The 23,770-nt window shown below is 68.2% G+C and carries 21 protein-coding genes; 9 read left to right on the top strand and 12 right to left on the bottom strand.

Annotated features, from left to right (window positions below; translation table 11 throughout):
* Positions 1 to 39: 39 nt before the first annotated feature.
* The 6 genes from gyrB to dnaA all read right to left on the bottom strand — a co-directional run bounded on the left by gyrB (position 40) and on the right by dnaA (position 8,973).
* On the bottom strand, positions 40 to 2,109 hold the full coding sequence (gene gyrB, locus ABZ833_RS26865; protein ID WP_361051263.1) for a DNA topoisomerase (ATP-hydrolyzing) subunit B: 2,070 nt from the start codon (positions 2,107 to 2,109) through the stop codon (positions 40 to 42).
* A gap of 265 nt (positions 2,110 to 2,374) precedes the next feature.
* Positions 2,375 to 2,947 (bottom strand): DciA family protein, encoded by a 573-nt coding sequence (locus tag ABZ833_RS26870; protein ID WP_361051266.1) that lies wholly within the window; start codon positions 2,945 to 2,947, stop codon positions 2,375 to 2,377.
* A complete protein-coding gene (gene recF / locus ABZ833_RS26875) occupies positions 2,944 to 4,065 on the bottom strand; it encodes a DNA replication/repair protein RecF (protein ID WP_361051269.1) in 1,122 nt (373 codons plus the stop codon). Before recF ends, ABZ833_RS26870 begins: the two co-directional genes overlap by 4 nt.
* 80 nt (positions 4,066 to 4,145) lie before the next feature.
* Positions 4,146 to 5,030: a phosphogluconate dehydrogenase (NAD(+)-dependent, decarboxylating) gene (gene gnd / locus ABZ833_RS26880; protein ID WP_249588893.1), complete on the bottom strand. Its 885-nt coding sequence runs from the start codon at positions 5,028 to 5,030 to the stop codon at positions 4,146 to 4,148.
* 89 nt (positions 5,031 to 5,119) lie between these two features.
* Positions 5,120 to 6,250: a DNA polymerase III subunit beta gene (gene dnaN / locus ABZ833_RS26885; RefSeq protein ID WP_249588894.1), complete on the bottom strand. Its 1,131-nt coding sequence runs from the start codon at positions 6,248 to 6,250 to the stop codon at positions 5,120 to 5,122.
* A gap of 830 nt (positions 6,251 to 7,080) precedes the next feature.
* Complete coding sequence (dnaA, locus tag ABZ833_RS26890; protein WP_361051274.1) at positions 7,081 to 8,973, bottom strand: chromosomal replication initiator protein DnaA; 1,893 nt, start codon at positions 8,971 to 8,973, stop codon at positions 7,081 to 7,083.
* A 367-nt stretch (positions 8,974 to 9,340) separates the two neighbouring features.
* Here dnaA and rpmH point away from each other — a divergent pair, with 367 nt between their 5' ends.
* The 9 genes from rpmH to ABZ833_RS26935 all read left to right on the top strand — a co-directional run bounded on the left by rpmH (position 9,341) and on the right by ABZ833_RS26935 (position 16,274).
* The gene (gene rpmH / locus ABZ833_RS26895) at positions 9,341 to 9,478 is read left to right on the top strand and encodes a 50S ribosomal protein L34 (protein WP_006381191.1); all 138 of its coding nucleotides are present in this window, start codon (positions 9,341 to 9,343) and stop codon (positions 9,476 to 9,478) included.
* 20 nt (positions 9,479 to 9,498) lie between these two features.
* On the top strand, positions 9,499 to 9,870 hold the full coding sequence (gene rnpA / locus ABZ833_RS26900) for a ribonuclease P protein component (protein ID WP_249588895.1): 372 nt from the start codon (positions 9,499 to 9,501) through the stop codon (positions 9,868 to 9,870).
* Positions 9,867 to 10,226, top strand: coding sequence for a membrane protein insertion efficiency factor YidD (gene yidD / locus ABZ833_RS26905; RefSeq protein WP_249588896.1), 360 nt, complete (start codon positions 9,867 to 9,869; stop codon positions 10,224 to 10,226). The genes rnpA and yidD overlap by 4 nt, the downstream gene beginning before the upstream one ends.
* Before the next feature lie 3 nt (positions 10,227 to 10,229).
* Complete coding sequence (gene yidC, locus ABZ833_RS26910) at positions 10,230 to 11,522, top strand: membrane protein insertase YidC (RefSeq protein WP_361051279.1); 1,293 nt, start codon at positions 10,230 to 10,232, stop codon at positions 11,520 to 11,522.
* 14 nt (positions 11,523 to 11,536) lie between these two features.
* Positions 11,537 to 12,064 (top strand): R3H domain-containing nucleic acid-binding protein, encoded by a 528-nt coding sequence (locus ABZ833_RS26915; protein WP_361051282.1) that lies wholly within the window; start codon positions 11,537 to 11,539, stop codon positions 12,062 to 12,064.
* A 99-nt stretch (positions 12,065 to 12,163) separates the two neighbouring features.
* Entirely contained in the window at positions 12,164 to 12,880 is a 717-nt protein-coding gene (gene rsmG, locus ABZ833_RS26920) for a 16S rRNA (guanine(527)-N(7))-methyltransferase RsmG (RefSeq protein WP_249588898.1), read from the top strand.
* Positions 12,881 to 13,164: 284 nt separating this feature from the next.
* Complete coding sequence (locus ABZ833_RS26925) at positions 13,165 to 14,241, top strand: ParA family protein (RefSeq protein WP_361051800.1); 1,077 nt, start codon at positions 13,165 to 13,167, stop codon at positions 14,239 to 14,241.
* Complete coding sequence (locus tag ABZ833_RS26930) at positions 14,238 to 15,350, top strand: ParB/RepB/Spo0J family partition protein (protein ID WP_361051285.1); 1,113 nt, start codon at positions 14,238 to 14,240, stop codon at positions 15,348 to 15,350. The genes ABZ833_RS26925 and ABZ833_RS26930 overlap by 4 nt, the downstream gene beginning before the upstream one ends.
* A gap of 306 nt (positions 15,351 to 15,656) precedes the next feature.
* A complete protein-coding gene (locus tag ABZ833_RS26935; protein ID WP_160506106.1) occupies positions 15,657 to 16,274 on the top strand; it encodes a GNAT family N-acetyltransferase in 618 nt (205 codons plus the stop codon).
* A gap of 96 nt (positions 16,275 to 16,370) precedes the next feature.
* Here the strand turns inward: ABZ833_RS26935 and trxA are convergent, their stop codons facing one another.
* The 6 genes from trxA to murJ all read right to left on the bottom strand — a co-directional run bounded on the left by trxA (position 16,371) and on the right by murJ (position 23,760).
* Positions 16,371 to 16,703: a thioredoxin gene (gene trxA, locus ABZ833_RS26940; protein ID WP_361051289.1), complete on the bottom strand. Its 333-nt coding sequence runs from the start codon at positions 16,701 to 16,703 to the stop codon at positions 16,371 to 16,373.
* A gap of 43 nt (positions 16,704 to 16,746) precedes the next feature.
* Positions 16,747 to 17,706, bottom strand: a complete 960-nt coding sequence (gene trxB, locus ABZ833_RS26945; RefSeq protein WP_249588901.1) for a thioredoxin-disulfide reductase — start codon at positions 17,704 to 17,706, stop codon at positions 16,747 to 16,749.
* 182 nt (positions 17,707 to 17,888) lie between these two features.
* Positions 17,889 to 18,875 (bottom strand): hypothetical protein, encoded by a 987-nt coding sequence (locus ABZ833_RS26950; RefSeq protein WP_361051292.1) that lies wholly within the window; start codon positions 18,873 to 18,875, stop codon positions 17,889 to 17,891.
* Entirely contained in the window at positions 18,872 to 19,606 is a 735-nt protein-coding gene (gene sigM, locus ABZ833_RS26955) for an RNA polymerase sigma factor SigM (protein ID WP_283779103.1), read from the bottom strand. Before sigM ends, ABZ833_RS26950 begins: the two co-directional genes overlap by 4 nt.
* Before the next feature lie 34 nt (positions 19,607 to 19,640).
* On the bottom strand, positions 19,641 to 21,350 hold the full coding sequence (locus tag ABZ833_RS26960; protein ID WP_361051296.1) for a protein kinase family protein: 1,710 nt from the start codon (positions 21,348 to 21,350) through the stop codon (positions 19,641 to 19,643).
* Between the two features lie 118 nt (positions 21,351 to 21,468).
* The gene (gene murJ, locus ABZ833_RS26965) at positions 21,469 to 23,760 is read right to left on the bottom strand and encodes a murein biosynthesis integral membrane protein MurJ (RefSeq protein ID WP_361051299.1); all 2,292 of its coding nucleotides are present in this window, start codon (positions 23,758 to 23,760) and stop codon (positions 21,469 to 21,471) included.
* Between the last annotated feature and the right edge of the window lie 10 nt (positions 23,761 to 23,770).

A 23,770-nucleotide genomic window follows, 5' to 3' on the forward strand; every position in this document is an offset into this window, starting at 1 on the left:
TGGTCAAAGTCCTTTCGAGGTGCGGCTCGTACGGCCGACTCAGATGTCGAGGAAACGAACGTCCTTGGCATTGCGCTGAATGAACGAGCGCCGTGCCTCGACGTCCTCTCCCATCAGCACCGAGAAGAGGTCGTCGGCCTGCGCCGCGTCGTCCAGGGTGACCTGGCCGAGAACGCGGTGGTCCTGGTCCATCGTCGTGATGCGCAGTTCCTCGGCGTTCATCTCACCGAGACCCTTGAAGCGCTGGACCGAGTCGTCCCTGATGCGCTTGCCCGCCTGGCGGCCGAGCTCGACCAGCGCGTCGCGCTCGCGGTCGGAGTACGCGTACTGGAAGTCGTCCCGGCTCCACTTGATCTTGTAGAGCGGCGGGCGCGAGAGGTACACGTGCCCGGACTCGACGAGCGGCCGCATGAAGCGGAACAGGAAGGTCAGGAGCAGGGTGTTGATGTGCTGGCCGTCGACGTCGGCGTCCGCCATCAAGATGATCTTGTGATAGCGGAGCTTCTCGATGTCGAAGTCCTCGTGCACGCCCGTGCCGAAGGCCGAGATCAGGGCCTGGACTTCCTGGTTCTGCAGGATCTTGTCGATCCGCGCCTTCTCGACGTTCAGGATCTTGCCTCGGATGGGCAGGATCGCCTGGTACATCGGGTTGCGGCCGGACTTCGCCGAACCACCGGCGGAGTCACCCTCGACGATGAAGATCTCGCACTTCGTCGGGTCGTTCGACTGGCAGTCGCTCAGCTTGCCGGGCAGGGAAGCCGATTCAAGCAGGCCCTTGCGACGGGTCAGGTCGCGCGCCTTGCGGGCGGCGACACGGGCCGTGGCGGCCTGGATGCCCTTGCGGATGATGTCCGCGGCCTCGTTCGGATTGCGGTCGAACCAGTCCGTGAGGTGCTCGTGCACGACCTTCTGTACGAAGGTCTTCGCCTCCGTGTTGCCCAGCTTGGTCTTGGTCTGGCCCTCGAACTGCGGCTCGCCCAGCTTCACCGAGATGATGGCTGTCAGGCCCTCGCGGATGTCCTCACCCGTGAGGTTGTCGTCCTTCTCGCGCAGCAGCTTCTTCTCGCGCGCGTACCGGTTGACCAGGCCCGTCAGCGCGGCCCTGAAGCCCTCCTCGTGCGTACCGCCCTCATGCGTGTGGATCGTGTTCGCGAAGGAGTAGACACCTTCGGTGTACTGCGAGTTCCACTGCATGGCGATCTCGGCCGAGAGCATGCGCTCCTTGTCCTCGGCCTCGACGTCGATGACGGTCGGGTGGATCATCTCTCCCTTGCGGGAGTTGAGGTACTTCACGAAGTCGACGATGCCGCCTTCGTAGTAGTACGTCACCGTGCGGGCCTCGGCGGCCTCGTCGTCGGTGGCCTCGGCCGAGTCCGCACCCGCCGTCGCCTTCGCCGAGTCGCGCTCATCAGTGAGTTTGATGGTCAAACCCTTGTTGAGGAACGCCATCTCCTGGAAGCGCCGTGCCAGCGTCTCGAAGGAGTACTCGGTCGTCTCGAAGACGTCCGGGTCGGCCCAGAAGGTGACCGTGGTGCCCGTGTCCTTGGTCGCCTCGTGCTTGGCGAGCGGGGCCGTCGGCACACCCAGCTTGTAGTCCTGGGTCCAGCGGTAGCCGTCGGTCTTGATGTCGACGGCGAGCTTCGTCGACAGTGCGTTCACGACGGAGACACCGACGCCGTGCAGACCACCGGAGACCGCGTATCCGCCGCCGCCGAACTTGCCGCCCGCGTGCAGCACGGTGAGCACGACCTCGACGGCCGGCTTCTTCTCGACGGGGTGGATGCCCACCGGGATGCCTCGGCCGTTGTCGATGACGCGTACGCCGCCGTCGGGGAGGATCGTGACGTCGATGGTGTCCGCGTGCCCGGCGAGGGCCTCGTCGACGGAGTTGTCGACGACCTCTTGCACGAGGTGGTGCAGGCCACGCTCACCGGTCGACCCGATGTACATGCCAGGCCGCTTGCGGACCGCGTCCAGACCCTCGAGGACGGTGATCGCGCTGGCGTCGTACAAGGCTGTGACCTCGCCGTTCTCGCCAGCGACGGTAGACGGGATGTTCTCGTTGGGGTTGCCGGAATCGGCCACGAAGCGCCCTTTCTGGCACAGCACAAGCCAAGCACCCGGCGGTGGCCGGAGCGGCTGCGTCGTTCAGCGATAGTCAGCGTTGTTCTATGCGTCCCACAAGTGGGGCGGGATTAGCTTCCAGTCTACCGGTAGCGCCGACAGTGATGGGGGTTTGCCGGTACCTGAGTCCGCATGTGCCGTCCTGAACCGGCGTCGCCCGACTCCCCATATACGGCCCGGGGCCCTAGGAGGCTCACAGCGGCACTCAGCGCTTCGGAGTGTCAACCCCGAGCTACCACCCGGTACGGCCTCAGCCGTAGGTGTCGCCGGGGCCCGTGCTGCCCGGCGCGCGCAAGGGGCCGAAGCGGCGCGGAGGGCCGCCGGGACCGAGGACTTTGATGAGGCGCACGGTGCCGTGGCCCAGGTCTTCGTTGAGGCGCGCGACCAGCTGGGGGGCCATGAGACGCAGCTGCGTCGCCCACGCCGTGGAGTCGCACTGCACGGTCAGGGTCCGCTCGTTCTCGTCGTACTTCTGCGGGACGCAGTGCTTGGCCAGATCGTCGCCGACGATCTGCGGCCAGCGGCCCATCACCCCGCCGACCGCGGCCGGCGTCTCCCAGCCGCGCTCGGTGATCAAGCGGTTGATCGCGGAGCCGAGCGGCTGCGGGTCACGCCCGTCGGCGCGTGCGCCCGAACGGAGACCGCCCCTGCGGGCCTGCTTCTTCTGCTGAGCGGCATCGCCACGCGCGCGTGCCTGCTCCTTGGCGGCACGCAGGGCGACCCGGGCGAGGTCGATGCCGGAGGGCTCGGGCGTCTTCGGCGTGTCCTTGGGAGCGTCCTGAGGGCCTTGCGAGGTGTCCTTGGCGGGCTCTTCGGCGCTCATACGCGTTCCACCGCGCCGTCCGCCACCGCGAACCGCGCCCCTGCGAGCACGCCCGGCACGTCGTCGTCCACCGCGGCCGTCACCAGGACCTGCTCGCCCGGCGCCACCAGCTCCGCGAGGCGCTCCCTGCGGCGCGCGTCGAGCTCCGCGAACACGTCGTCCAGGACGAGCACCGGTTCGTTCCCCTCGGCGCGCAGGAGGTCGTACGAGGCCAGGCGCAGCGCCAGGGCGTACGACCAGGACTCGCCATGGCTCGCGTACCCCTTCGCGGGGAGCTGGCCCAGTTTCAGGAGCAGGTCGTCGCGGTGCGGCCCGACCAGCGTCACGCCCCGCTCGATCTCCTGCTTGCGCGCCTCTTCGAGGGCGGCGATCAACTGCTCGTACAGAGCCTCACGCGTATGGCCCTCGCCCGGCGCCGACGGCTTGTACTCCAGCGCGACGGGTCCGCCGCCGGGTGCCAGCTGCTCGTACGCCTTGTCGGCGAGCGGCTGCAGGGCGGCGATCAGGTCGAGCCGCTGCGTGAGCAGTTCGGCGCCCGCGGCCGCGAGGTGCTGGTCCCAGACGTCGAGCGTGGACAGGTCCATGGAACGCCCGCCGTGCCGCCGCGCCAGGGCCGCCGACTTCAGGAGGGTGTTGCGCTGCTTCAGCACGCGGTCGTAGTCGGACCGCACGCCGGCCATGCGCGGGGAGCGCGCCGTGATCAGCTCGTCGAGGAAGCGCCGGCGCTCACCGGGGTCGCCCTTGATCAGCGCGAGGTCCTCGGGCGCGAACAGCACCGTGCGCACGATGCCGAGCACATCACGGGGCCTGACCTGCGAAGACCTGTTGATACGGGCGCGATTGGCCTTGCCCGGATTGAGCTCGAGCTCGATCAGCTGCTGGCGCTCGCCCTGCCGGACCGCGGCCCGGACGACGGCGCGCTCGGCGCCCATGCGCACCAGCGGGGCGTCCGAGGAGACCCGGTGGCTGCCGAGCGTGGCGAGATAGCCGACGGCCTCCACGAGGTTCGTCTTGCCCTGGCCGTTGGGGCCCACGAACGCGGTGACGCCCGGATCGAGAGGGACCTCGACCCGGGCGTACGAGCGGAAGTCGGCCAGCGACAGATGCGTGACATGCATGGTGTGCGCCGACCTCCCCCGGCTACTTCACTTGCTGAGCGGCCTGTGCGTAACCACGTGGATTGCGCACAGGCTGTGGATCAGTGCTCGCTCTTGGACTCGACCGCGTGACCGCCGAACTGGTTGCGCAGCGCCGCGATCATCTTCATCTGCGGGGAGTCGTCCTGCCGCGAGGCGAAGCGGGCGAAGAGCGAGGCCGTGATCGCGGGCAGCGGCACGGCGTTGTCGATGGCGGCTTCCACCGTCCAGCGGCCCTCTCCGGAGTCCTGCGCGAAGCCGCGCAGCTTCGCCAGGTGCTCGTCGTCGTCCAGGGCGTTGACCGCGAGGTCGAGCAGCCAGGAACGGATGACCGTGCCCTCCTGCCAGGAGCGGAAGACCTCGCGCACGTCCGTGACGGAGTCGACCTTCTCCAGGAGCTCCCAGCCCTCGGCGTAGGCCTGCATCATGGCGTACTCGATGCCGTTGTGAACCATCTTCGAGAAGTGGCCCGCGCCGACCTTGCCGGCGTGCACGGAACCGAAGTCGCCCTCGGGCTTGAGGGCGTCGAAGATCGGCTGGACCTTCGCGATGTTCTCGGCGTCGCCGCCGTACATCAGCGCGTAGCCGTTCTTCAGGCCCCAGACGCCGCCGGAGACGCCGCAGTCGACGAAGCCGATGCCCTTGGCCGCGAGCTCCTCGGCGTGCTTCTCGTCGTCCGTCCAGCGGGAGTTTCCGCCGTCCACGACGACGTCACCGGGCTGGAGCAGCTCGGCGAGCTCGTCGACGGTGGACTGGGTCGCGGCTCCGGCCGGAACCATCACCCATACGACACGCGGGCCCTTGAGCTTGCCCACAAGCTCTTCGAGGCTGTGGACGTCCGCGACGTCCGGGTTGCGGTCGTATCCGATGACGGTGTGGCCTGCGCGGCGGATGCGCTCGCGCATGTTGCCGCCCATCTTGCCGAGGCCGACGAGACCGAGCTCCATCAGTGGTTCCTTAAGTAGCGATGTGGCGTGGAGGCACCTTCGTACCCGCGTCCGAGCCTACGCCCGGACGCACGCTCACACCTGTGGGCTCAGCCGCTCAGACGTACAGGCATGATCAGGTACTTGTACGCCTCGTCGGCCTCGGCATCCAGGGCCGGCTTACCGCTCAGGAGCGCGGGCTTCGTCGACGTCGTGAACGACAGCTGGGCGACCGGGGAGTCGATCGCGCTCAGGCCGTCGAGCAGGAACGTCGGGTTGAAGGCGATCGAGACGTCGTCGCCATCGAGCTGGGCGTCGACCCTTTCCACAGCCTGTGCGTCGTCGCTGGAGCCTGCCTCCAGGATCAGCACGCCCTGCTCGAAGCTGAGCCGCACCGGAGTGTTCCGCTCGGCCACCAGGGCCACGCGCTTCACGGCCTCGACGAACGGGGCGGTCTCGATGACCGCGATCGAGTTGAACTCCGTGGGGAAGAGCGTCTTGTACTTCGGCAGGTCGCCCTCGAGGAGACGCGTGGTCGTACGCCGACCGGCGCCCTCGAAGCCGATCAGGCCCTCACCGGCACCGGAGCCGGACAGCGCCAGGGTGACCGTGTCGCCGCTCGTGAGCGCCTTGGCGGTGTCCAGGAGCGTCTTGGCGGGGACCAGGGCGACCGCGGAGGCCTCGGGGTTCTCCGGCTTCCACAGGAACTCGCGGACCGCGAAGCGGTAGCGGTCGGTGGAGGCCAGGGTGACCGTGTCGCCCTCGATCTCGATGCGTACGCCGGTCAGGACGGGCAGCGTGTCGTCGCGGCCCGCGGCGATGGCCACCTGGGCGGCGGCCGATGCGAAGACCTCACCGGGGACCGTGCCGGTCGCGGTGGGCATCTGCGGCAGCGCGGGGTACTCCTCCACAGGAAGTGTGTGGAGTGTGAATCGCGAGGAGCCGCAGACCACCGTGGCCCGCACACCGTCTGTGGAGATCTCCACCGGACGGTTGGGCAGGGCGCGGCAGATGTCGGCGAGCAGGCGACCGGAGACGAGGACCGTGCCCTCGTCGTCGATCTCCGCGTCGACGGAGACACGCGCCGAGACCTCGTAGTCGAAGCTCGACAGGCTCAGAGCGCCTTCCTCGGCCTTCAGCAGCAGGCCCGCCAGGACAGGTGCCGGAGGCCGGGCCGGGAGACTGCGCGCCGCCCACGCCACCGCCTCTGCGAGTACGTCGCGTTCCACCCGGATCTTCACTTAGCCGCCCTCCTGCTGTTGCTGGCACTGGGGACCAGTCTGACGCACAGCACTGACAGTGGGTGCCCGTCGGGGTCAAGTCGTGACGAGCGGCGTCGGAGAGCCGGAGAGCGAGTTGTGCACAGGCCCCCCTTCCAAGCTAATTCCCCGGTGACTCTAAGTGGGAGTAGTAGTAGGGCCTGTGGAAACCGTGGATAACCGTGTTTTCGCAGGTCAGTGCCGGTTTTTTGTCCACCGCGCCTGTGGGCGGAGGCGGTGGACAACCGGTGGTTTCTGTGGACGGGGGAAAGTTCTGCACACCCGGTGCACAGGCAAGGGGTACTTCTCCCCAGCGCTGTCCCCAGCTTTACCCACCTTCCCCACAGGCCAACCGACCACATTGGTGTGACGCCTTTCACTCGGCACGGTGACGGGGCGCGTTGCGTTGCCGAACAGTGGACAGCCGTGTGGAGAAGCTGGGGAAAGCTGGGGACAACCGACTCGAGCCTGTGGGTTGCCGGTGGACAAGTTCATGCACACCCTGTGGACGAGATTTTCATCCACAGCCTGTGGAGGGCCGTCGTCCACGAATCCACAACCACCTGACCTGGATTGATGATCCTTCAGCAGGGTCCCCTGTGGACATCATCTGGACAACTTCCCGGTCCCCAGGGTGTGGAAGGAAAAAAGAGCACAGATCTGTGGAGAACAGGCCTCTCAGCTGCGGAAATCGAACAGTGGAGGGGTGCGGACGGGGTCCACACGCGCGTGCACAACGGCAAAGGGCGCCCCGGAAGTTGTCCCGGGGCGCCCTTTGCGAGCTGCTGTCAGCGCTCCTGTCAGCGCGTGTGTCAGCCGTTCTTGATGCGGTTGGTGAGCTCGGTGACCTGGTTGTAGATCGAGCGCCGCTCGGCCATCAGCGCGCGGATCTTGCGGTCCGCGTGCATGACGGTCGTGTGGTCGCGGCCGCCGAACTGCGCGCCGATCTTGGGCAGCGAGAGGTCCGTCAGCTCGCGGCAGAGGTACATCGCGATCTGGCGGGCCGTCACCAGGACGCGGCTGCGCGAGGATCCGCAGAGGTCGTCCACCGTCAGGCCGAAGTAGTCCGCCGTCGCGGCCATGATGGCCGGAGCCGTGATCTCCGGAGAGGCGTCCTCGCCCCCCGGGATCAGGTCCTTGAGGACGATCTCCGTCAGGCCCAGGTCCACCGGCTGCCGATTGAGCGAGGCGAAGGCCGTGACCCGGATCAGCGCGCCCTCGAGCTCACGGATGTTGCGTGAGATGCGGGACGCGATGAACTCCAGGACTTCCGGCGGGGCGTTGAGCTGCTCCTGCACTGCCTTCTTACGAAGGATGGCGATACGCGTCTCGAGCTCCGGCGGCTGGACGTCGGTGATCAGTCCCCACTCGAAGCGGTTGCGCAGCCGGTCCTCCAGCGTCACCAGCTGCTTGGGCGGCCGGTCACTGGAGAGCACGATCTGCTTGTTCGCGTTGTGGAGCGTGTTGAAGGTGTGGAAGAACTCCTCCTGCGTCGACTCCTTGCTCGCCAGGAACTGGATGTCGTCGACGAGCAGGATGTCCATCTCGCGGTACCGCTTGCGGAAGGTGTCGCCCTTGCCGTCGCGGATGGAGTTGATGAACTCGTTCGTGAACTCCTCCGAGCTCACGTAGCGCACGCGCGTGCCGGGATAGAGGCTGCGGGCGTAGTGCCCGATCGCGTGCAGGAGATGCGTTTTGCCGAGCCCGGACTCTCCGTAGATGAAGAGGGGGTTGTACGCCTTGGCGGGCGCTTCGGCGACGGCGACGGCCGCCGCGTGCGCGAACCGGTTCGAGGCGCCGATCACGAAGGTGTCGAAGAGGTACTTCGGGTTCAGGCGCGCGGTGGGCTCGCCCGGGGCCGACGCGGGGGCCGGCTGTGCGGCCAGCGGGCCGGGGGCGCCGTGGCCGTGGACGCCGTGTCCGTTGCCGTGGCCGCCGCCCCGGGGGTCGTGGCCTCCGGAACCGGGCGACTGCTCGTGCCGCTCACGCCGGTCGTGGCGGTCCTGCTGGTCCTGCCGTTCCTGGCGGTGCTGTTCATACGGGGAGCGGCCCTGCGGCGGCTGCGAACGGTAGTCGTGCTGGGGCTGCTGGGGGCTCGCGTACGGATCCCGCTCGGGGAAGCCGAGCCGTGGCTGCTGCCAGCCGTAGTCGTCCTGCTGCTGGGGCTGCTGCTGCGGCCAGGCGCCGGGCCCGGGGCGCTGGTAGTCGGGGTACGCGGGACGGGCGGTCGGCAGCTGGTCGGGCCCGCGGCCCGAGGAGTGCTCGTCCGAGGTGCGGCGGCCGTAGCCGTCGTACGAGTCATGTCCCTGACCGGGGCCGGGGCCGGGGCCGGGGTGCTGCTCGGGCTCGTCGTAGCGCTGCTGCTGTTGCTGGCCGGGCTGCTGCTGGAGGGGCGGCGCCGGCGGAGTGGGCCGGTCCATGGGGTCGCCGACCGAGTCGTCCACCGTGATGGCGATCCGGATGGGGCGACCGCACTCGCGGCTCAGCGACTCACTGACGATGGGGGCGAGCCGTCCCTCGAGCACGCCCTTGGCGAACTCGTTCGGTACGGCGAGCAGCGCGGTGTCGGCCACCAGCGCCAACGGCTGGCAGCGCTTGATCCAGCGCTCGTCCTTCGCGTCGACCCCGTGCCCCCGCCCCTCACCCAGCAGCTGCTCCAGAACTCGTGGCCACACTGCGGCAAGATCGGCAGGTACGTCAGCCACAAGGCACGCTCTCTCACGGGGTCCCACGAAGGTGTGGTTCTTGGGACGGAAATCGGGATGGGGAGGGAGAAGGGAATGAATCGGAGTTTGGCCAAGGTAGTCAGGGCAACGGCTGCGGTTCAAGTTGTTGTCCACAGGCTGTGCACAGTGTCTCTCCCTGACGGTCGGTTTGACCGGATGGCGTAGCCCCGCGTACCGTGACCAGGTCGAGTTGTCGATGGCTGCTGCCGCCTGCCTCCGATGGGCAAAGATCACGATCTGTGATTGTGAAGCGGTGCACTCGGTGCGTATTCGCGAGCTTCTCGTGGGCGCACGGTGACAGCCAGGCGATGTCCCGCCACCACACAATCATTTCTGGAGCCCCCGAGTGAGCAAGCGCACCTTCCAGCCGAACAACCGTCGCCGCGCCAAGACCCACGGCTTCCGCCTGCGGATGCGCACCCGTGCCGGCCGCGCGATTCTCGCGAACCGTCGTGGCAAGGGTCGCGCCAGCCTTTCCGCTTAATCGCATTAGGTCATGACGTCGTGCTGCCTACCGAGCATCGGCTGAGGCGGCGCGAAGACTTCGCGACCGCGGTACGCCGAGGACGACGGGCCGGACGCCCGCTTCTCGTCGTCCATCTACGTAGCGGTGCAACGGACCCGCACGCGCCTGGGGAGAGCGTTCCCCAGACGCGTGCGGGTTTCGTCGTGAGCAAGGCCGTTGGCGGAGCCGTCGTACGCAACAAGGTGAAGCGCAGGCTTCGCCATCTGATGCGTGACCGGGTGGCCCAGCTGCCCCCCGGTAGCCTGGTAGTCGTACGAGCGTTGCCCGGTGCGGGTGACGCCGCCCATGCACAGCTGGCCCAAGACCTGGACGCCGCTCTTCAGCGGCTGCTGGGAGGGGGCGCTCGATGAAGTACCCACTGCTGGCTCTGATCAAGCTGTATCAGTGGACGATCAGTCCGTTGCTTGGTCCGGTGTGCAAGTACTACCCGTCGTGCTCCCGCTACGGCTACCTGGCCATCGACCGGCACGGTGCCATCAAGGGAACGGCGCTTACGGCCTGGCGCATCCTGCGGTGCAATCCGTGGTCGCTCGGTGGTGTCGACCATGTCCCGCCGCGCAAGCGCCCGCGCTGGCACGAGATGCTGCGTGCCACGTGGCAGGAACGCAAGGGCGGGCCCTCCGCCGCTGGCGTGCCGTCCGGAGAGACCTCCCCGGATAACCCGAGCCCGGCCGCCGAGACCCCGTCCCATGCTCAAGGAGCCTGATTAGTGGACACGATTGCCAGTCTGTTCAGCTTCATCACGACACCCGTTTCCTGGGTCATCGTCCAGTTCCACTCTCTGTACGGGGCGATCTTCGGCCCTGACACGGGCTGGGCCTGGGGCTTGTCCATCGTGTCCCTGGTGATCCTGATCCGTATCTGCCTGATCCCGCTCTTCGTGAAGCAGATCAAGGCCACCCGGGCGATGCAGACGCTGCAGCCCGAGATGAAGAAGATCCAGGAACGCTACAAGAGCGACAAGCAGCGTCAGTCCGAAGAGATGATGAAGCTGTACAAGGAGTCGGGCACCAACCCGCTCTCCTCGTGCCTTCCCATCCTGGCGCAGTCGCCGTTCTTCTTCGCGCTGTACCACGTGCTCTCCGGCATCGCGTCGAACGACACCATCGGCGTCATCGACAAGCCGCTGCTCGAGAGCGCGCAGAAGGCGCACATCTTCGGCGCCCCGCTGGCCGCGAAGTTCATGGACAGCGAGGAAAAGGTCGCGGCGCTGCACGCCTCGCTGACCGACGTCCGCGTCGTGACCGCGATCATGATCGTCCTGATGTCGTTCTCGCAGTTCTACACGCAGCGCCAGCTGATGACGAAGAACGTGGACACGACGGTCAAGACGCCGTTCATGCAGCAGCAGAAGATGCTGATGTACGTGTTCCCGATCATGTTCGCCGTGTTCGGCATCAACTTCCCCGTCGGTGTTCTCGTCTACTGGCTGACCACCAACGTGTGGACCATGGGCCAGCAGATGTTCGTGATCCGCCGGAACCCGACTCCGGGCTCCAAGGCCCAGGCCGCGTTCCTTGAGCGCCTGCAGAAGCAGCTCACGCACACCAAGAAGGTGCGGGGCCGTGGCAACACGAACGTCATCAAGGCGATCGTCGCCAAGGGCCGTGACCGCAACGAGTTCGAGCGCAAGTTCATCAACGGTCTGAGCAAGGAAGGCCTGGTGGCCCAGGCCGACGGTTCCGTCGCGCCGAGCGAGTCCGCCGTCGCCACGGAGAGCGAGGACGGCACTCCGGCCGCCGGTGCCCCGAAGCGGCAGCAGCCCAAGCGTCAGAGCAAGTCGCAGCGCCAGTCCGCCGCCGCACACGGCAAGGCGGAGGGTGACACGGAGACGCCTTCGGATGCGAAGACGTCGCTGGAGAAGACTCCGGACGAGCCTGAGGACGCCGCTCCCAAGGGCAAGGCCGCGGGCGGCAAGACCGGGTCAGGGAACGCACGCAGCCAAGCCAAGTCCGGGCAGCGCAAGGGCCAGCAGCGCCCCAAGCACCCGTCCAAGAAGTAGAAGGAGTCCATCCCGTGACGGAAGGCACCACCGCCCCCGCCGAGGTCGAGGCCGAGGTCGAGGCCGGCGACACTCTCACCCGCCTTGAGCAGGAGGGCGAGATCGCGGCGGACTACCTCGAGGGTCTGCTGGACATCGCCGATCTCGACGGCGACATCGACATGGACGTCGAGGCCGACCGCGCCGCTGTCTCGATCATCAGCGACTCGAACAGCCGCGATCTGCAGAAGCTCGTCGGCCGTGACGGTGAGGTCCTGGAGGCGCTCCAGGAGCTGACGCGCCTCGCGGTGCACCGTGAGACCGGTGACCGCAGCCGCCTGATGCTGGACATCGCGGGCTACCGCGCCAAGAAGCGCGAGGAGCTCTCCGAGCTGGGTGCCAAGGCCGCGGCTGAGGTGAAGAGCTCCGGTGAGCCGGTCAACCTCAAGCCGATGACGCCCTTCGAGCGCAAGGTCGTGCATGATGCGGTCAAGGCCGCCGGTCTGCGCAGCGAGTCGGAGGGCGAGGAGCCGCAGCGCTTCGTCGTCGTGCTTCCCGCCTGATCGCACGTCGTTTTCCCGGCCCCGTCTGTTCACAGGCGGGGCCGGTCTTTTCAGCCTGACAGTCAGCCACCCCCAGTGCGGTACGGAAGGACGGTCCCCGTGACGGAGGCAGCGGAGCTCCCCTCGGCGCCCGAGCAGGCCCGGGCGGTATTCGGTGAGCGCTTCTCGGACGCGGTCCGGTACGCGGAGTTGCTGGCCGATGCGGGAGTGCAGCGCGGCCTGATCGGTCCCCGCGAAGTGCCCCGGCTGTGGGAGCGGCATCTGCTGAACTGCGCGGTTCTCTCCGAGGTCGTGCCCGAGAACGTGATGGTGTGCGATGTCGGCTCAGGGGCGGGCCTGCCGGGCATTCCGCTGGCTCTCGTCCGGCCGGACCTCAAGATCACGCTGCTTGAACCGCTGCTGCGCCGGACGACCTTCCTCACCGAAGTGGTCGAGCTGCTCGGACTCGACCACGTGACGGTCGTGCGTGGGCGCGCCGAGGAGGTCCTTGGCAAGCTGCCTCCCGTCCACGTGGTGACCGCGCGGGCCGTTGCGCCACTGGACCGTCTCGCGGCCTGGGGAGTGCCTCTCCTGCGCCCCTATGGGGAGATGCTGTTGCTCAAGGGCGATACGGCCGAGGAAGAGGTCAAGGCCGCGGGGGCCGCTCTGGGCAAGCTCGGCGCGGTGACCACCTCGGTGCTGCACGTCGGCGAGGGTGTGGTGGACCCGCTGTCCACGGTCGTGCGGGTGGAGGTCGGGGAGAGCCCCGGCGGTGTGCGCTTCGCAGCCAAGCGCGCGAAGGCTGCCCGAACGGGGCGGACTCGGCGTCGTCGCTGAGCGATTCCACCCTCGTCGTTCATCCGTCCTGACGACGAGCCGTACTCCACAAAAGCTGCCAAACGTACGCATACCGGGGTGTCGCGCAAGCGGCACCCCGGCTGCCGTGCATCGTGTTTCACGTGAAACGTCGCTCACTGCTGCATGGCATCATCAGTCGCGGCCGCGCTGCGGAACCCCGCGACCGGCGGCCACTCGGTTCCCTCGACAAGGGAACGGAGTTGTCCACAGAGGTGGATTCGTCCACAGAAGACCGGGCCTCGCTGGTTCACGACCCTCAAAGCATGGGAGGCTCTGTTCATTGCGAGCCTGAAGTCGAGGAGAGTGAATCCTTGCGGTCCGACGCCAACATCGCGGGACCGATGACCGATCCGGTCCCCGGTCCCCGTACCGAGTCGGCGGGGGAGGATGTTTCACGTGAAACACCGCCCCCGATGGACGACACCCCCATCGGTCGTGCTGCCCAACTGGCGGTGGAAGCCCTGGGCCGTGCAGGCGAGGGCCTGCCACGACCCGAGCAGACCCGAGTCATGGTGGTTGCCAACCAGAAGGGTGGAGTGGGCAAGACGACGACAACCGTCAACCTCGCCGCTTCACTCGCTCTGCACGGCGCGCGCGTCTTGGTCATCGACCTCGACCCGCAGGGCAACGCCTCCACGGCTCTGGGTATCGACCACCACGCGGAAGTGCCGTCCATCTACGACGTGTTGATCGACAGCAAGCCGCTCTCCGAAGTCGTGCAGCCGGTCCCTGATGTCGAGGGACTGTTCTGTGCCCCGGCCACCATCGATCTCGCCGGTGCGGAGATCGAGCTGGTGTCACTGGTGGCGCGGGAGAGCCGACTGCAGCGGGCGATCCAGGCGTACGAGCAGCCGCTGGACTACATCCTCATCGACTGCCCTCCGTCGCTCGGCCTGCTGACGGTCAACGCCCTGGTTGCCGGCGCGGAGGTGCTGATCCCCATCCAGTGCGAGTACTACGCACTGGAAGGCCTCGGCCAGCTCCTGCGCAACGTCGATCTGGTGCGGGGGCACCTCAACCCCCATCTGCACGTCTCGACGATCCTGCTCACCATGTACGACGGCCGCACCCGGCTCGCCTCACAGGTGGCGGACGAGGTGCGCACCCACTTCGGCGAGGAGGTCCTGCGGACGAGCATTCCCCGCTCGGTCCGCATCTCCGAGGCGCCGAGCTACGGCCAGACCGTGCTCACCTACGATCCGGGATCGAGCGGTGCCCTCTCGTACTTCGAGGCGGCACGGGAGATCGCGCTACGCGGCGTCGGTATTCGCTACGACGTACAGCACGCCCACACGGGCGCCCAGAATGATCAGCACAGCACGACGGAGGGGATGCAGTGAGCGAGCGACGGAGAGGGCTGGGCCGTGGCCTCGGCGCCCTGATCCCTGCGGCCCCGACGGAGAAGTCGACCGCCCAGGCCATGAGTGGAGCTTCGGCTTCGCCCAGTGCCGTACCGGTACTCACCGCCGAGCGGGGCGTGGCGGCCGCGAAGGTGGCGGCGCTCCCGCAGAGCCCCGTTTCACATGAAACGGAGCAGCCGCCGAACGCAGCGGTGGAGGCCGACGAGAGTCCCGTTGGTGCGCACTTCGCCGAGCTGCCTCTCGACTTCATCACGCCCAACCCGAGGCAGCCCCGTGAGGTCTTCGACGAGGATGCCCTCGCCGAGCTGGTGACCTCCATCAAGGAAGTCGGGCTTCTCCAGCCTGTCGTTGTACGGCAGGTAGGGCCCTCGCGCTACGAGCTCATCATGGGCGAGCGGCGCTGGCGGGCTTGCCGTGAGGCAGGGCTTGAGCGCATCCCGTCGATCGTCCGTGCGACGGACGACGAGAAGCTGCTCCTGGACGCGCTCCTTGAGAACCTGCACCGTGCGCAGCTGAACCCGCTGGAAGAGGCTGCCGCCTACGACCAGCTGCTCAGGGACTTCAACTGCACACACGATCAGCTGGCGGACCGGATCGGCCGTTCCCGCCCGCAGGTCTCGAACACGCTGCGGCTGCTGAAGCTGTCCCCGGCAGTTCAGCGCAGGGTCGCTGCCGGAGTGCTCTCCGCGGGCCATGCTCGTGCTCTGCTGTCCGTCGAGGACTCGGAGGAGCAGGACCGCCTGGCGCACCGGATCGTGGCCGAGGGGCTCTCGGTGCGTGCTGTCGAGGAGATCGTGACCCTCATGGGTTCGCGGCCGCAGAGTGCCCCGCGCGCCAAGGGGCCGCGTGCGGGCGGTCGGGTGTCGCCGTCGCTGACCAGCCTCGCCACTCGTCTCTCCGACCGGTTCGAGACCCGCGTGAGGGTGGACCTGGGGCAGAAGAAGGGCAAGATCGTCGTCGACTTTGCCTCGCTGGAAGACCTGGAGCGCATCCTCACGACCCTCGCCCCGGGCGAGGGTCCGGTCCTGAAGAACGGACTGGCCGAGGACTCCGCCGAGGACGAGGCATCCGAGGTCGAAGAGGCCTGAGCCTCATCAGCCAGTCCGCAAGAGCGGGCCGTGTCCGGTGTGTACCGGAACACGGCCCGCTCTTTGCTTTCTTACGGTATCGGTGCAATCGCATCGTGGATACGATGCGATTGGGTATGGCGCATCCAGCTGGCAGCACCTCATTGGGGAGGGGAGGGCCATGCGATCGGTGAGCCGCACCGGATTGATGACTGCGGGCCTTGGGCTGGGAGCCGTCGGCGGATTCGTCGGCAGCCTGCTGAAGGAACGGAGCGCTCTGACTGCCGCCCGTGATGCGGCGGGCGAAGGAAGTGAGGAACAGCCTTCATGGGGCGTCGGCTCGTACCGCTCACGCTGGACAACCTTCCGGACCTTCCCCAGCGTTGCCGGACGTGTGTCTTCTGGGAGCTGGACCCGGTCAGCGGCCAAGCCGCAGTAAAGGCCGGTACGCCGGAGCTCGAGAAGGAGGCGTGGATCTCCGCCGTCCTGCTGGAGTGGGGATCTTGCGGCCGAGTCGTCTACGTCGACGATGTTCCGGTGGGCTTCGTGCTGTACGCCCCGCCGGCGTACGTGCCGCGCGCCACCGCCTTCCCGACGAGCCCCGTGTCCCCCGATGCCGTGCAGCTGATGACTGCCTGGATCATGCCGGGCTATCAGGGCCAGGGGATCGGCCGAGTGATCGTCCAGACGGTCGCGAAGGATCTGCTGCGGCGCGGGTTCAAGGCGATCGAAGCCTTCGGCGATGCTCGGTGGGAGAAGCCCGCCTGTGTGCTGCCCGCCGATCATCTACTGGCGGTGGGCTTCAAGACGGTCCGTCCGCATCCTTCGTATCCACGTCTGAGGCTTGAGCTGCGTACGACGCTCTCCTGGAAGGAGGACGTCGAGTTGGCGCTCGACCGACTGCTCGGGGCGGTGCAGAAGGAGCCCGTGCTCCGACCGCTCTGACGCACCCCATGCCTCTCATGCGAATGGGCCAACCCGGAGGGTTGGCCCATTCGTGTTTCACGTGAAACATCGCGTCGCTCGTTGCGACGCGGCTCGCTACTCGGCGATGAAGTCCGCGAGGTCGCGCTCCAGAGCGGCCTTCGGCTTGGCGCCGACGATCGTCTTGGCCACCTCGCCGCCCTGGTACACGTTCAGGGTCGGGATGGACATGACGCCGTACTTGGCGGCGATGCCCGGGTTCTCGTCGATGTTGAGCTTGACGATCTCGATCTTGTCGCCGTGCTCGGCCGCGATCGCCTCAAGGGACGGGGCGATCTGGCGGCACGGACCGCACCAGGCGGCCCAGAAGTCCACCAGGACGGGCTTGTCGTTCTTCAGGACGTCTTCCTCGAAAGAGGCATCGGTCACGCTCTTCAAAGTGCCGGCCACGGCGGGCTCCTTAACTTGGTGGTGCGGTGGGGAGGATGGGATGTCAGACGGCGGCGGCGGCCGTCTCGCTGTCCGCGAGGGCAGCGAGGAACCGCTCGGAGTCGAGGGCGGCGGAGCAGCCGGTGCCGGCCGCCGTGATCGCCTGGCGGTACGTGTGGTCGACGACGTCACCGGCGGCGAAGACGCCGGTCTGGTTCGTCCGGGTCGAGGGGGCCTCGACCTTCAGGTAGCCCTCGTCGTCCAGGTCGAGCTGGCCCTTGAAGAGCTCGGTGCGCGGGTCGTGGCCGATCGCGATGAACAGGCCGGTCACGGGCAGCTCGGCGGTCTCGCCCGTCTTCAGGTTGCGCAGCGTCAGACCGGAGAGCTTCTGCTCGCCCTTGATCTCGGCGACCTCGCTGTCCCAGATGAACTTGATCTTCGGGTCGGCGAGGGCGCGGTCCTGCATCGCCTTGGAGGCGCGCAGGCTGTCGCGGCGGTGCACGATCGTCACGGACTTGGCGAAGCGGGAGAGGAAGGTTGCCTCCTCCATCGCGGTGTCGCCGCCGCCGATCACGGCGATGTCCTGGTCCTTGAAGAAGAATCCGTCGCAGGTCGCGCACCAGGAGACTCCGCGGCCGGAGAGGGCGTCCTCGTTCGGCAGGCCGAGCTTGCGGTGCTGGGAGCCCGTGGTCACGATCACGGACTTCGCGCGGTGCACGGTGCCCGCCGTGTCCGTCACGGTCTTGATCTCGCCGCTGAGGTCGACGGAGATCACATCGTCCGGCACCAGCTCGGCGCCGAAGCGCTCGGCCTGGGCCCGCATGTTGTCCATGAGCTCGGGGCCCATGACGCCGTCCTGGAAGCCGGGGAAGTTCTCCACCTCGGTGGTGTTCATCAGCGCACCGCCTGCGGTGACGGCGCCCTCGAACACCAGGGGCTTCAGCGACGCTCGCGCGGTGTAGAGCGCCGCCGTGTAGCCGGCGGGCCCGGAGCCGATGATGATCACGTTACGGACGTCGGTCACGGCTTGATTCCTCGTCTCTGGAGACTGCTGCGTACTGCTGGTGGGTGCCTGTCTCAGGTCTCTCACCCCACCCAACGGATCCTACGGGGCATGCATTCCCGACGTGTCCGAGCGCACGGAAGCACGTCAGGGACGTCAGGATGCCACGCTGGGCCGACTCTCCCGCCGCGACGGCGAGAGAGTCAGGGCCGCGCGTAGGAGTTGGTCAGCAGTACCTTGCCCGCAGCGGTGGCCGACGACGGCTTGTCCACGCACGTCGCGTCGATGACGTACGCGGAGACCTTGGTGTTGTCGGATTCATGGGACGCCACGACGAGGTAGGCGTCCTTCCCCTTGTACGTGCCCTTCTCGGCGGCGAGCGGTGTCCTCTCGCCGATGCCGAGTTGGATGCACTGCGGGACGGTGACGGTGGACTCGCGCATCGGGGCGTTCTTGTCCTTGGGGGACTCCGGGCTGGACCGCACGCCGAAGGACGGCTCGTCGCTGCCGGAATCTGGTCCCGTGGTGGGTGCCTTGGCGAGCAGGTCGGTCACTTGGCCCTTGAGCTTGCCCTCGGAGAAGGCGTGCGCGGAGTCGGAGTGGCCCGACGCCGTGTCGCTCTTGCCGCCCGAGTCGTCGCCCACGTTCTGTATCAACAAGGAACCGAGACCGATGGCGGCCGCCGTGAAGACGGCACCGAGCACTACGTTGCGCCGACGGCCGGTCCGGAACTTGCTTCCGCGTCCAGGCCCCGTGGCGGCGCGGGGGTGCCCCGCGGGCCGGTCCGCGGGCGGGCCGGAGGCGGGGGTGCGAGAAGACTCAGACGGCTTGGAGGGTTCACCTGCGGCGGGCGTTGTTTCACGTGAAACACGCACGGCGGCCGAGGGCTGCACCATCGGGTCCGGCTCGATCGGCTCGACGGAGCCGGGTGCGATGGAGTCCAGCAGAGCTTCCGCCGCCAGTGCCGCGTCGATACGCCCGGCGATGTCTGCCGGCATCCGCGGCGGTCCCGGCAGCGTGCCGAGCATGCCCCGGATCTCCTCCAGGGAGTCGTAGACATCGGCGCAGAGCGTGCAGTCGTCCAGGTGCCGTCGGACATCGACGGTCCGAGAGGGGGTGAGCAGCCCCTCCGTGAGGTCGGAGATCTCAGCGACTTCTGGGTGCCCGGCCGAGTCGGTCGTGGTTGTCACGCTCGCCCACCTCCGCCCTTCGCAGCAGCTGAATCGCTTGGTCCCGCATCCCGTGGTCCCGCTGCAGGTGGGACGGATGTCCCCTGCGTCCGGTTCCTTCCCGGGCCCGACTTCTTGCCGTCCTTGTCGTCGCCGCTGTCTCCGCGCTGCGTACGAGGCTCCGTACGCAGGTGGGTGAGCAGCGGCAGCAGTCTGGCTCTGCCGCGTGCGCAGCGGCTCTTCACGGTGCCAGTGGGCACCTCGAGCACCTGGGCTGCTTCGGCCACCGGATAGCCCTGCATGTCCACCAGGACGAGGGCGGCGCGTTGGTCGTGCGGCAGGGTGCCCAGTGCCTCGACGAGCTCGCGGTGCAGGTCGCCGCGCTCGACGGGGGCGGCAGCCGACTCGTGCGGCTCGAGGAGTTGCTCGAGCCGTTCGGTGTCGTCGATGGGAGAGGTCTTCCGGGACGCCGCCTTGCGTGCCCGGTCGAGGCAGGCGTTCACGGTGATCCGGTGCAGCCACGTCGTGACGGCCGACTGCCCGCGGAAGGTGTGCGCGGCACGGTAGGCGGAGACCAGGGCGTCCTGGACGGCGTCAGCGGCCTCCTCGCGGTCGCCCAGCGTGCGCAGGGCCACGGCCCACAGGCGGTCGCGATGGCGCCGGACAAGCTCGCCGAAGGCGTCCTTGTCCCCTTCCACATGGCTGGCCAGGAGGTCCTGGTCGTTCATCTCGCCGTACGTGGTGTCGTCCACCGTCGAACCCCCTCCCCCGGATGAGCCTCGGCCCTCAGCCCGCGAACTTCACGTCCGTGATGGCCTGCTTGTACCCCGCGCTGCTGTACTCATCACGGGGCGACTGCGGTACATCGGTGAGCCAGACGAGCACGTACTGCGTCTTGACCGGCTTCTTCGCCTTGATCTTGGCGCTCTTGCCCGTGGTCGTGACGGTCCCGATCTTCTTCATCGCGCTCGGCGGCGTCGACGAGGACATCGAGTCCGCGGCGTACAGCTCGACCGTCGTGTGGTCGCCGCCGTAGCGGAGCCCGAGCGATGCCGTCGACACGTCCTCTTCCTTGCCGAGGTCGTAGACGATTCCGACGCCGGGCTTGTACGGGGCCAGCTTGGGGCCCTCTATGAAGCTCTTGGACCGCCAGTACGTCGAGTCGTCGCCGTCGTACGTGTTGGGGACGCCCTGAAGATCCTGGGGGCCGCCCTCGAGGACGTACTCCTCGCCGCTCGCGATCTTGATCGGATGCGTGGGCTTCGGCTTGTTCTTGTCGCCCTCGTCGGAGGTGTCCGAGCTGCCGGGGTCATCGGAGTTCCCCCGGTCCAGGAGCGCGTCCGCGAGCTGCCAGCTGCCGAGACCCAACGCCGCGATCAGCAGCGCGGACACGGCCCACTTGAGGGCCTTGCCGGTACGGCTCTGCAGCGGGGGCGGCGGGGTCGGCACCGGCTGGGTGGCTCCCGGACGGGGAGCGGTGCGGCCGTACGTGCCCTGCTGGTAGGTCGTGCGCTGGTACTCGGGCGGTGCGGTGAAGGCGGGCTCCGGCGGGCGGATGCGGGGCATCTCGCCGATCGCCTTCACCAGCTCCTCCGGCGTCGTGCACGGCGGCTCCTGGCGGGAGGCGGTCGCGCCCTCGTTCACGAGCGCGCGCATGGCGAGCTCGGAGAGGCCCCTGTGCACGCCTGCGCGCACCTGGTCGGGGGCGATCAGGCCGACGCCCTTGGGCAGCCCGGAGAGGCCATACGCGTCGTCCTCGTACGGCCAGCGCTGGGTCAGCGAGGCGTACAGCAGCGCGCCGACGGCTTCGGTGTCCGTGCGCTGCGGGGTGTCGGAGCTGATGCCGCGGAGTGCCGCGTTCACGGCGAGGCCGCGGATGCGGTACTGACCGGAGGACGTCCGCAGCACCGCGCTCGGGGTGAGCCGCAGATGGGCGAGCCCCTCGCGGTGAGCGGCCGCCATGGCCTGGGCGACCTGACTGACGAGCTGGTACGCGTCGTGCGCCTCAAGAGGGCCCGCGGCGAGCAGCGCGGTGAGTTCCGTGGCGTCGGGCAGCCACTCGTGCACCACGTAGACGAGGTCGTTCTCCTCGACCGCGTCCAGGACGTGCACGAAGCGGGGGTCGCCGAGCAGCGCCGACGAGCGGGCCGCGGCGAGTACTGATCGTGCCCGTGGATGGTCGGCGGGCAGCAGATGCACGCCGACGGCCCGGCGGAGCTTCTCGTCCACCGCACGCCAGCTGCTGAAACCGTCCAGACGGGTGACGCACTCTTCGAGTCGGTAGCGTCTGGCGAGCTTGTGACCGCTGTGCAGCTCGGGGGGTGATGCCGCCCCCGGGCTTGTGGGCTCACCGGTTTCTGCTGCGCCTTCTTCTGCCGTTTCCCGCTCCCGGGTCTGGGCCACCCCGTCGGCCGTGGCCTCGTCCGCTTTCGCGGTCAGCGGCTCATCGCCGCTGTTGTCTGCCACGTCGACGGCAGCCGTGCTCCGTTCCGCCACCGTCGTTCCTGCCTCCCCATCCATCGCGCTTCGTCAGACGCCAAAGCCAATTGTGCCCACAGTCCGGCGCTATGCACGACACGCGGTGGCCGGTGATGGTTGTGCGAACCCCTGGATCTCACCGTCCGAGACGGCCGCGGACCATCCCGACCATCGAATTGAGTTCCGCAATCCGCATCTTTCGGGCAGCCACGAAGAAGACGCCTCCGAGGACGATTCCGCCGGCGACCAAAGCGATGAGGGAACCACCGGCGCCGTCGCCCAGAGCCTTGAGGATCCCGAAGCCGACCGCGCCGCCGAGGATCGCCGCCGGGATGCACGCCATGGCGAGCCGGGCGTAGGTACGCAGGACGTGGGTTCCGTCCAGATCGCCGCCGAGGCGGTTGCGCAGCCTGCGCCAGGCGACACCGACGCCGACCGCGTAGGCGAGGCCGTACGAGGCGGCCATGCCGATCACAGCCCACTGGGCGGGCAGGAGGACATAGGCGAGGCAGCTCGCCGCCGCATTGACGGCGGCCACGATGACCGTGTTGTAGAAGGGCGTCCGGGTGTCCTCGTAGGCGTAGAAGCCGCGCAGGACGACGTACTGCACCGAGTACGGGATCAGGCCCAGGCCGAACGCCATCAGGACGAAGCCCATGGACTGGGCTGCCTCGCTGCCGCTGGAGGCGAACAGCAGGGTGCACATCGGGACGCCGAGGGCGACGAACGCGAAGGCGACCGGGACGATCGCCACCGCGGAGGTGCGCAGCCCCTGTGAGATGTCGTCGCGGACCGCGCCGGGGTCGTTGTCGTGGGCCGCCCGCGAGATGCGGGGAAGCATGGCCGCCATGACGGAGACGGTGATGATGGCCTGTGGCATGCCCCAGATCAGCTGGGCGTTGGAGTAGGCCATGATGCCCGTGCCGTCCTTGCCGGAGGCCTTGCCCGCGGCGGTGGCCAGCTGGGTGACCACGAGCACGCCGGCCTGGTTGGCGAGGACGAAGAGCACCGTCCACTTGGCGAGCTTGACCGCCTTGCCGAGGCCGTGGCCCTTCCAGTCGAAGCGTGGCCGGAACCGGAAGCCCGTCTCGCGCAGATACGGGATCATCGCCAGGGCCTGGACGACCAGACCGAGCAGGGTGCCGATACCCAGGAGACGGACACCGTCCGCAGGGATCGACTCGACCCTCATGCCCGAGTCGCCGGACGTTCCGTAGACCCAGATGAACAGCCCGAAGGTGAAGATCATGACGATGTTGTTGAGGACCGGGGTCCACATCATCGCGCCGAACTTCCCGCGGGCGTTGAGGATCTGGCCCATCACCACGTGCACGCCCATGAAGAAGATGGTGGGCAGGCAGTAGCGGGCGAAGGTGACCGCGACGTTGTTGGCCGGCGGGTTGTTCGCGATGGGGGTCGACATCAGCTTGATCAGCAGCGGCGCCGCGAAGACGGCCAGGGCGACGATGAGGCCGAGCGCGACCATGACGAGGGTCAGCAGGCGGTTGGCGTAGGCCTCGCCGCCGTCCTTGTCGTCCTTCATGGCGCGCACCAGCTGCGGCACGAAGACCGAGTTGAGGCCACCGCCGACGGTCAGGATGTAGATCATCGTCGGCAGCGTGTACGCGACGGTCCAGGCGTCACCGAGGGTCGCGGCGCCGAGGGCCGCGGTGATCACCATGGTGCGGACGAAACCGGTGAGCCGGGAGACCATCGTGCCCGCGGCCATCACTGCGCTCGACTTCAGCAGGCTTGACGCCCGTCCGCCGCCGCCGGACTTCGGGGCAGGTGCGGGAGTCGGGGGAGCTGCCGGAGCCGGGACCATCGGGGGCTCGGGGGGCTGGTAGCCGCCCTGCTGCTGGTAGCCGTTGCCCTGGGGGTAGCCGTTCCCTGGGGGATAGCCGTTGCCTTGGGGGTAGCCGTCCTGGGGATAGCCGCCGCCCTGCTGATAGGCGGCGGCCTGCTGCTCGCGGTAGCCGCCCGGCTGCTGGTCCCGGAAGAGGTGGGCGAAGGCGTCCGGCTCGTGGTGCTCCTCGCCGGAGTGGGTGACCAGGTCGTCGACGCCCACGAACTGCGTCGTACGGGCGTCGTCGCCGTACGGGAGGTGCCGGGTCGGGCCTTCGGGTTCGGGGGCCGGGGTCTGGGCCCACACGCGGGGGTCCGGGGCGTGCTGCGGGGAGGGCGGCTGAGCGTAGAGCGGCTGAGGGTCCTGGTAGTAACCGGGAGGCGGCGGGGGGTGCGCGGCGCGGTCGTACAGCGCCTCGGTCACCGGGTCCTGGGCGGCGAGATCCTGTGCTCGGTAGGGGTCCTGGTCGTAGGCATCCTGGAGGTACACATCCGGGGCAGGCTGGGGAGGCACCTGCCCGTCCTCAGGAGGACCGGAACCGCCCGCGCCCTGGCCACGGTCACCGTCGTACGGCGCGTTCATGGATTACCCC

The organism is Streptomyces sp. NPDC047525, assembly GCF_040643025.1.
Classification (GTDB): Bacteria; Actinomycetota; Actinomycetes; order Streptomycetales; family Streptomycetaceae; genus Streptomyces; species Streptomyces durmitorensis.

Excerpts from the sequence above, each read along its gene's own strand:
- ABZ833_RS26870 (WP_361051266.1), bottom strand. The coding sequence starts at position 2,947 with ATGAGCGCCGAAGAGCCCGCCAAGGACACCTCGCAAGGCCCTCAGGAC.
- recF (WP_361051269.1), bottom strand. The coding sequence starts at position 4,065 with ATGCATGTCACGCATCTGTCGCTGGCCGACTTCCGCTCGTACGCCCGG.
- gnd (WP_249588893.1), bottom strand. The coding sequence starts at position 5,030 with ATGGAGCTCGGTCTCGTCGGCCTCGGCAAGATGGGCGGCAACATGCGC.
- yidD (WP_249588896.1), top strand. The coding sequence starts at position 9,867 with ATGAAGTACCCACTGCTGGCTCTGATCAAGCTGTATCAGTGGACGATC.
- ABZ833_RS26925 (WP_361051800.1), top strand. The coding sequence starts at position 13,165 with ATGGGAGGCTCTGTTCATTGCGAGCCTGAAGTCGAGGAGAGTGAATCC.
- ABZ833_RS26935 (WP_160506106.1), top strand. The coding sequence starts at position 15,657 with ATGGGGCGTCGGCTCGTACCGCTCACGCTGGACAACCTTCCGGACCTT.
- murJ (WP_361051299.1), bottom strand. The coding sequence starts at position 23,760 with ATGAACGCGCCGTACGACGGTGACCGTGGCCAGGGCGCGGGCGGTTCC.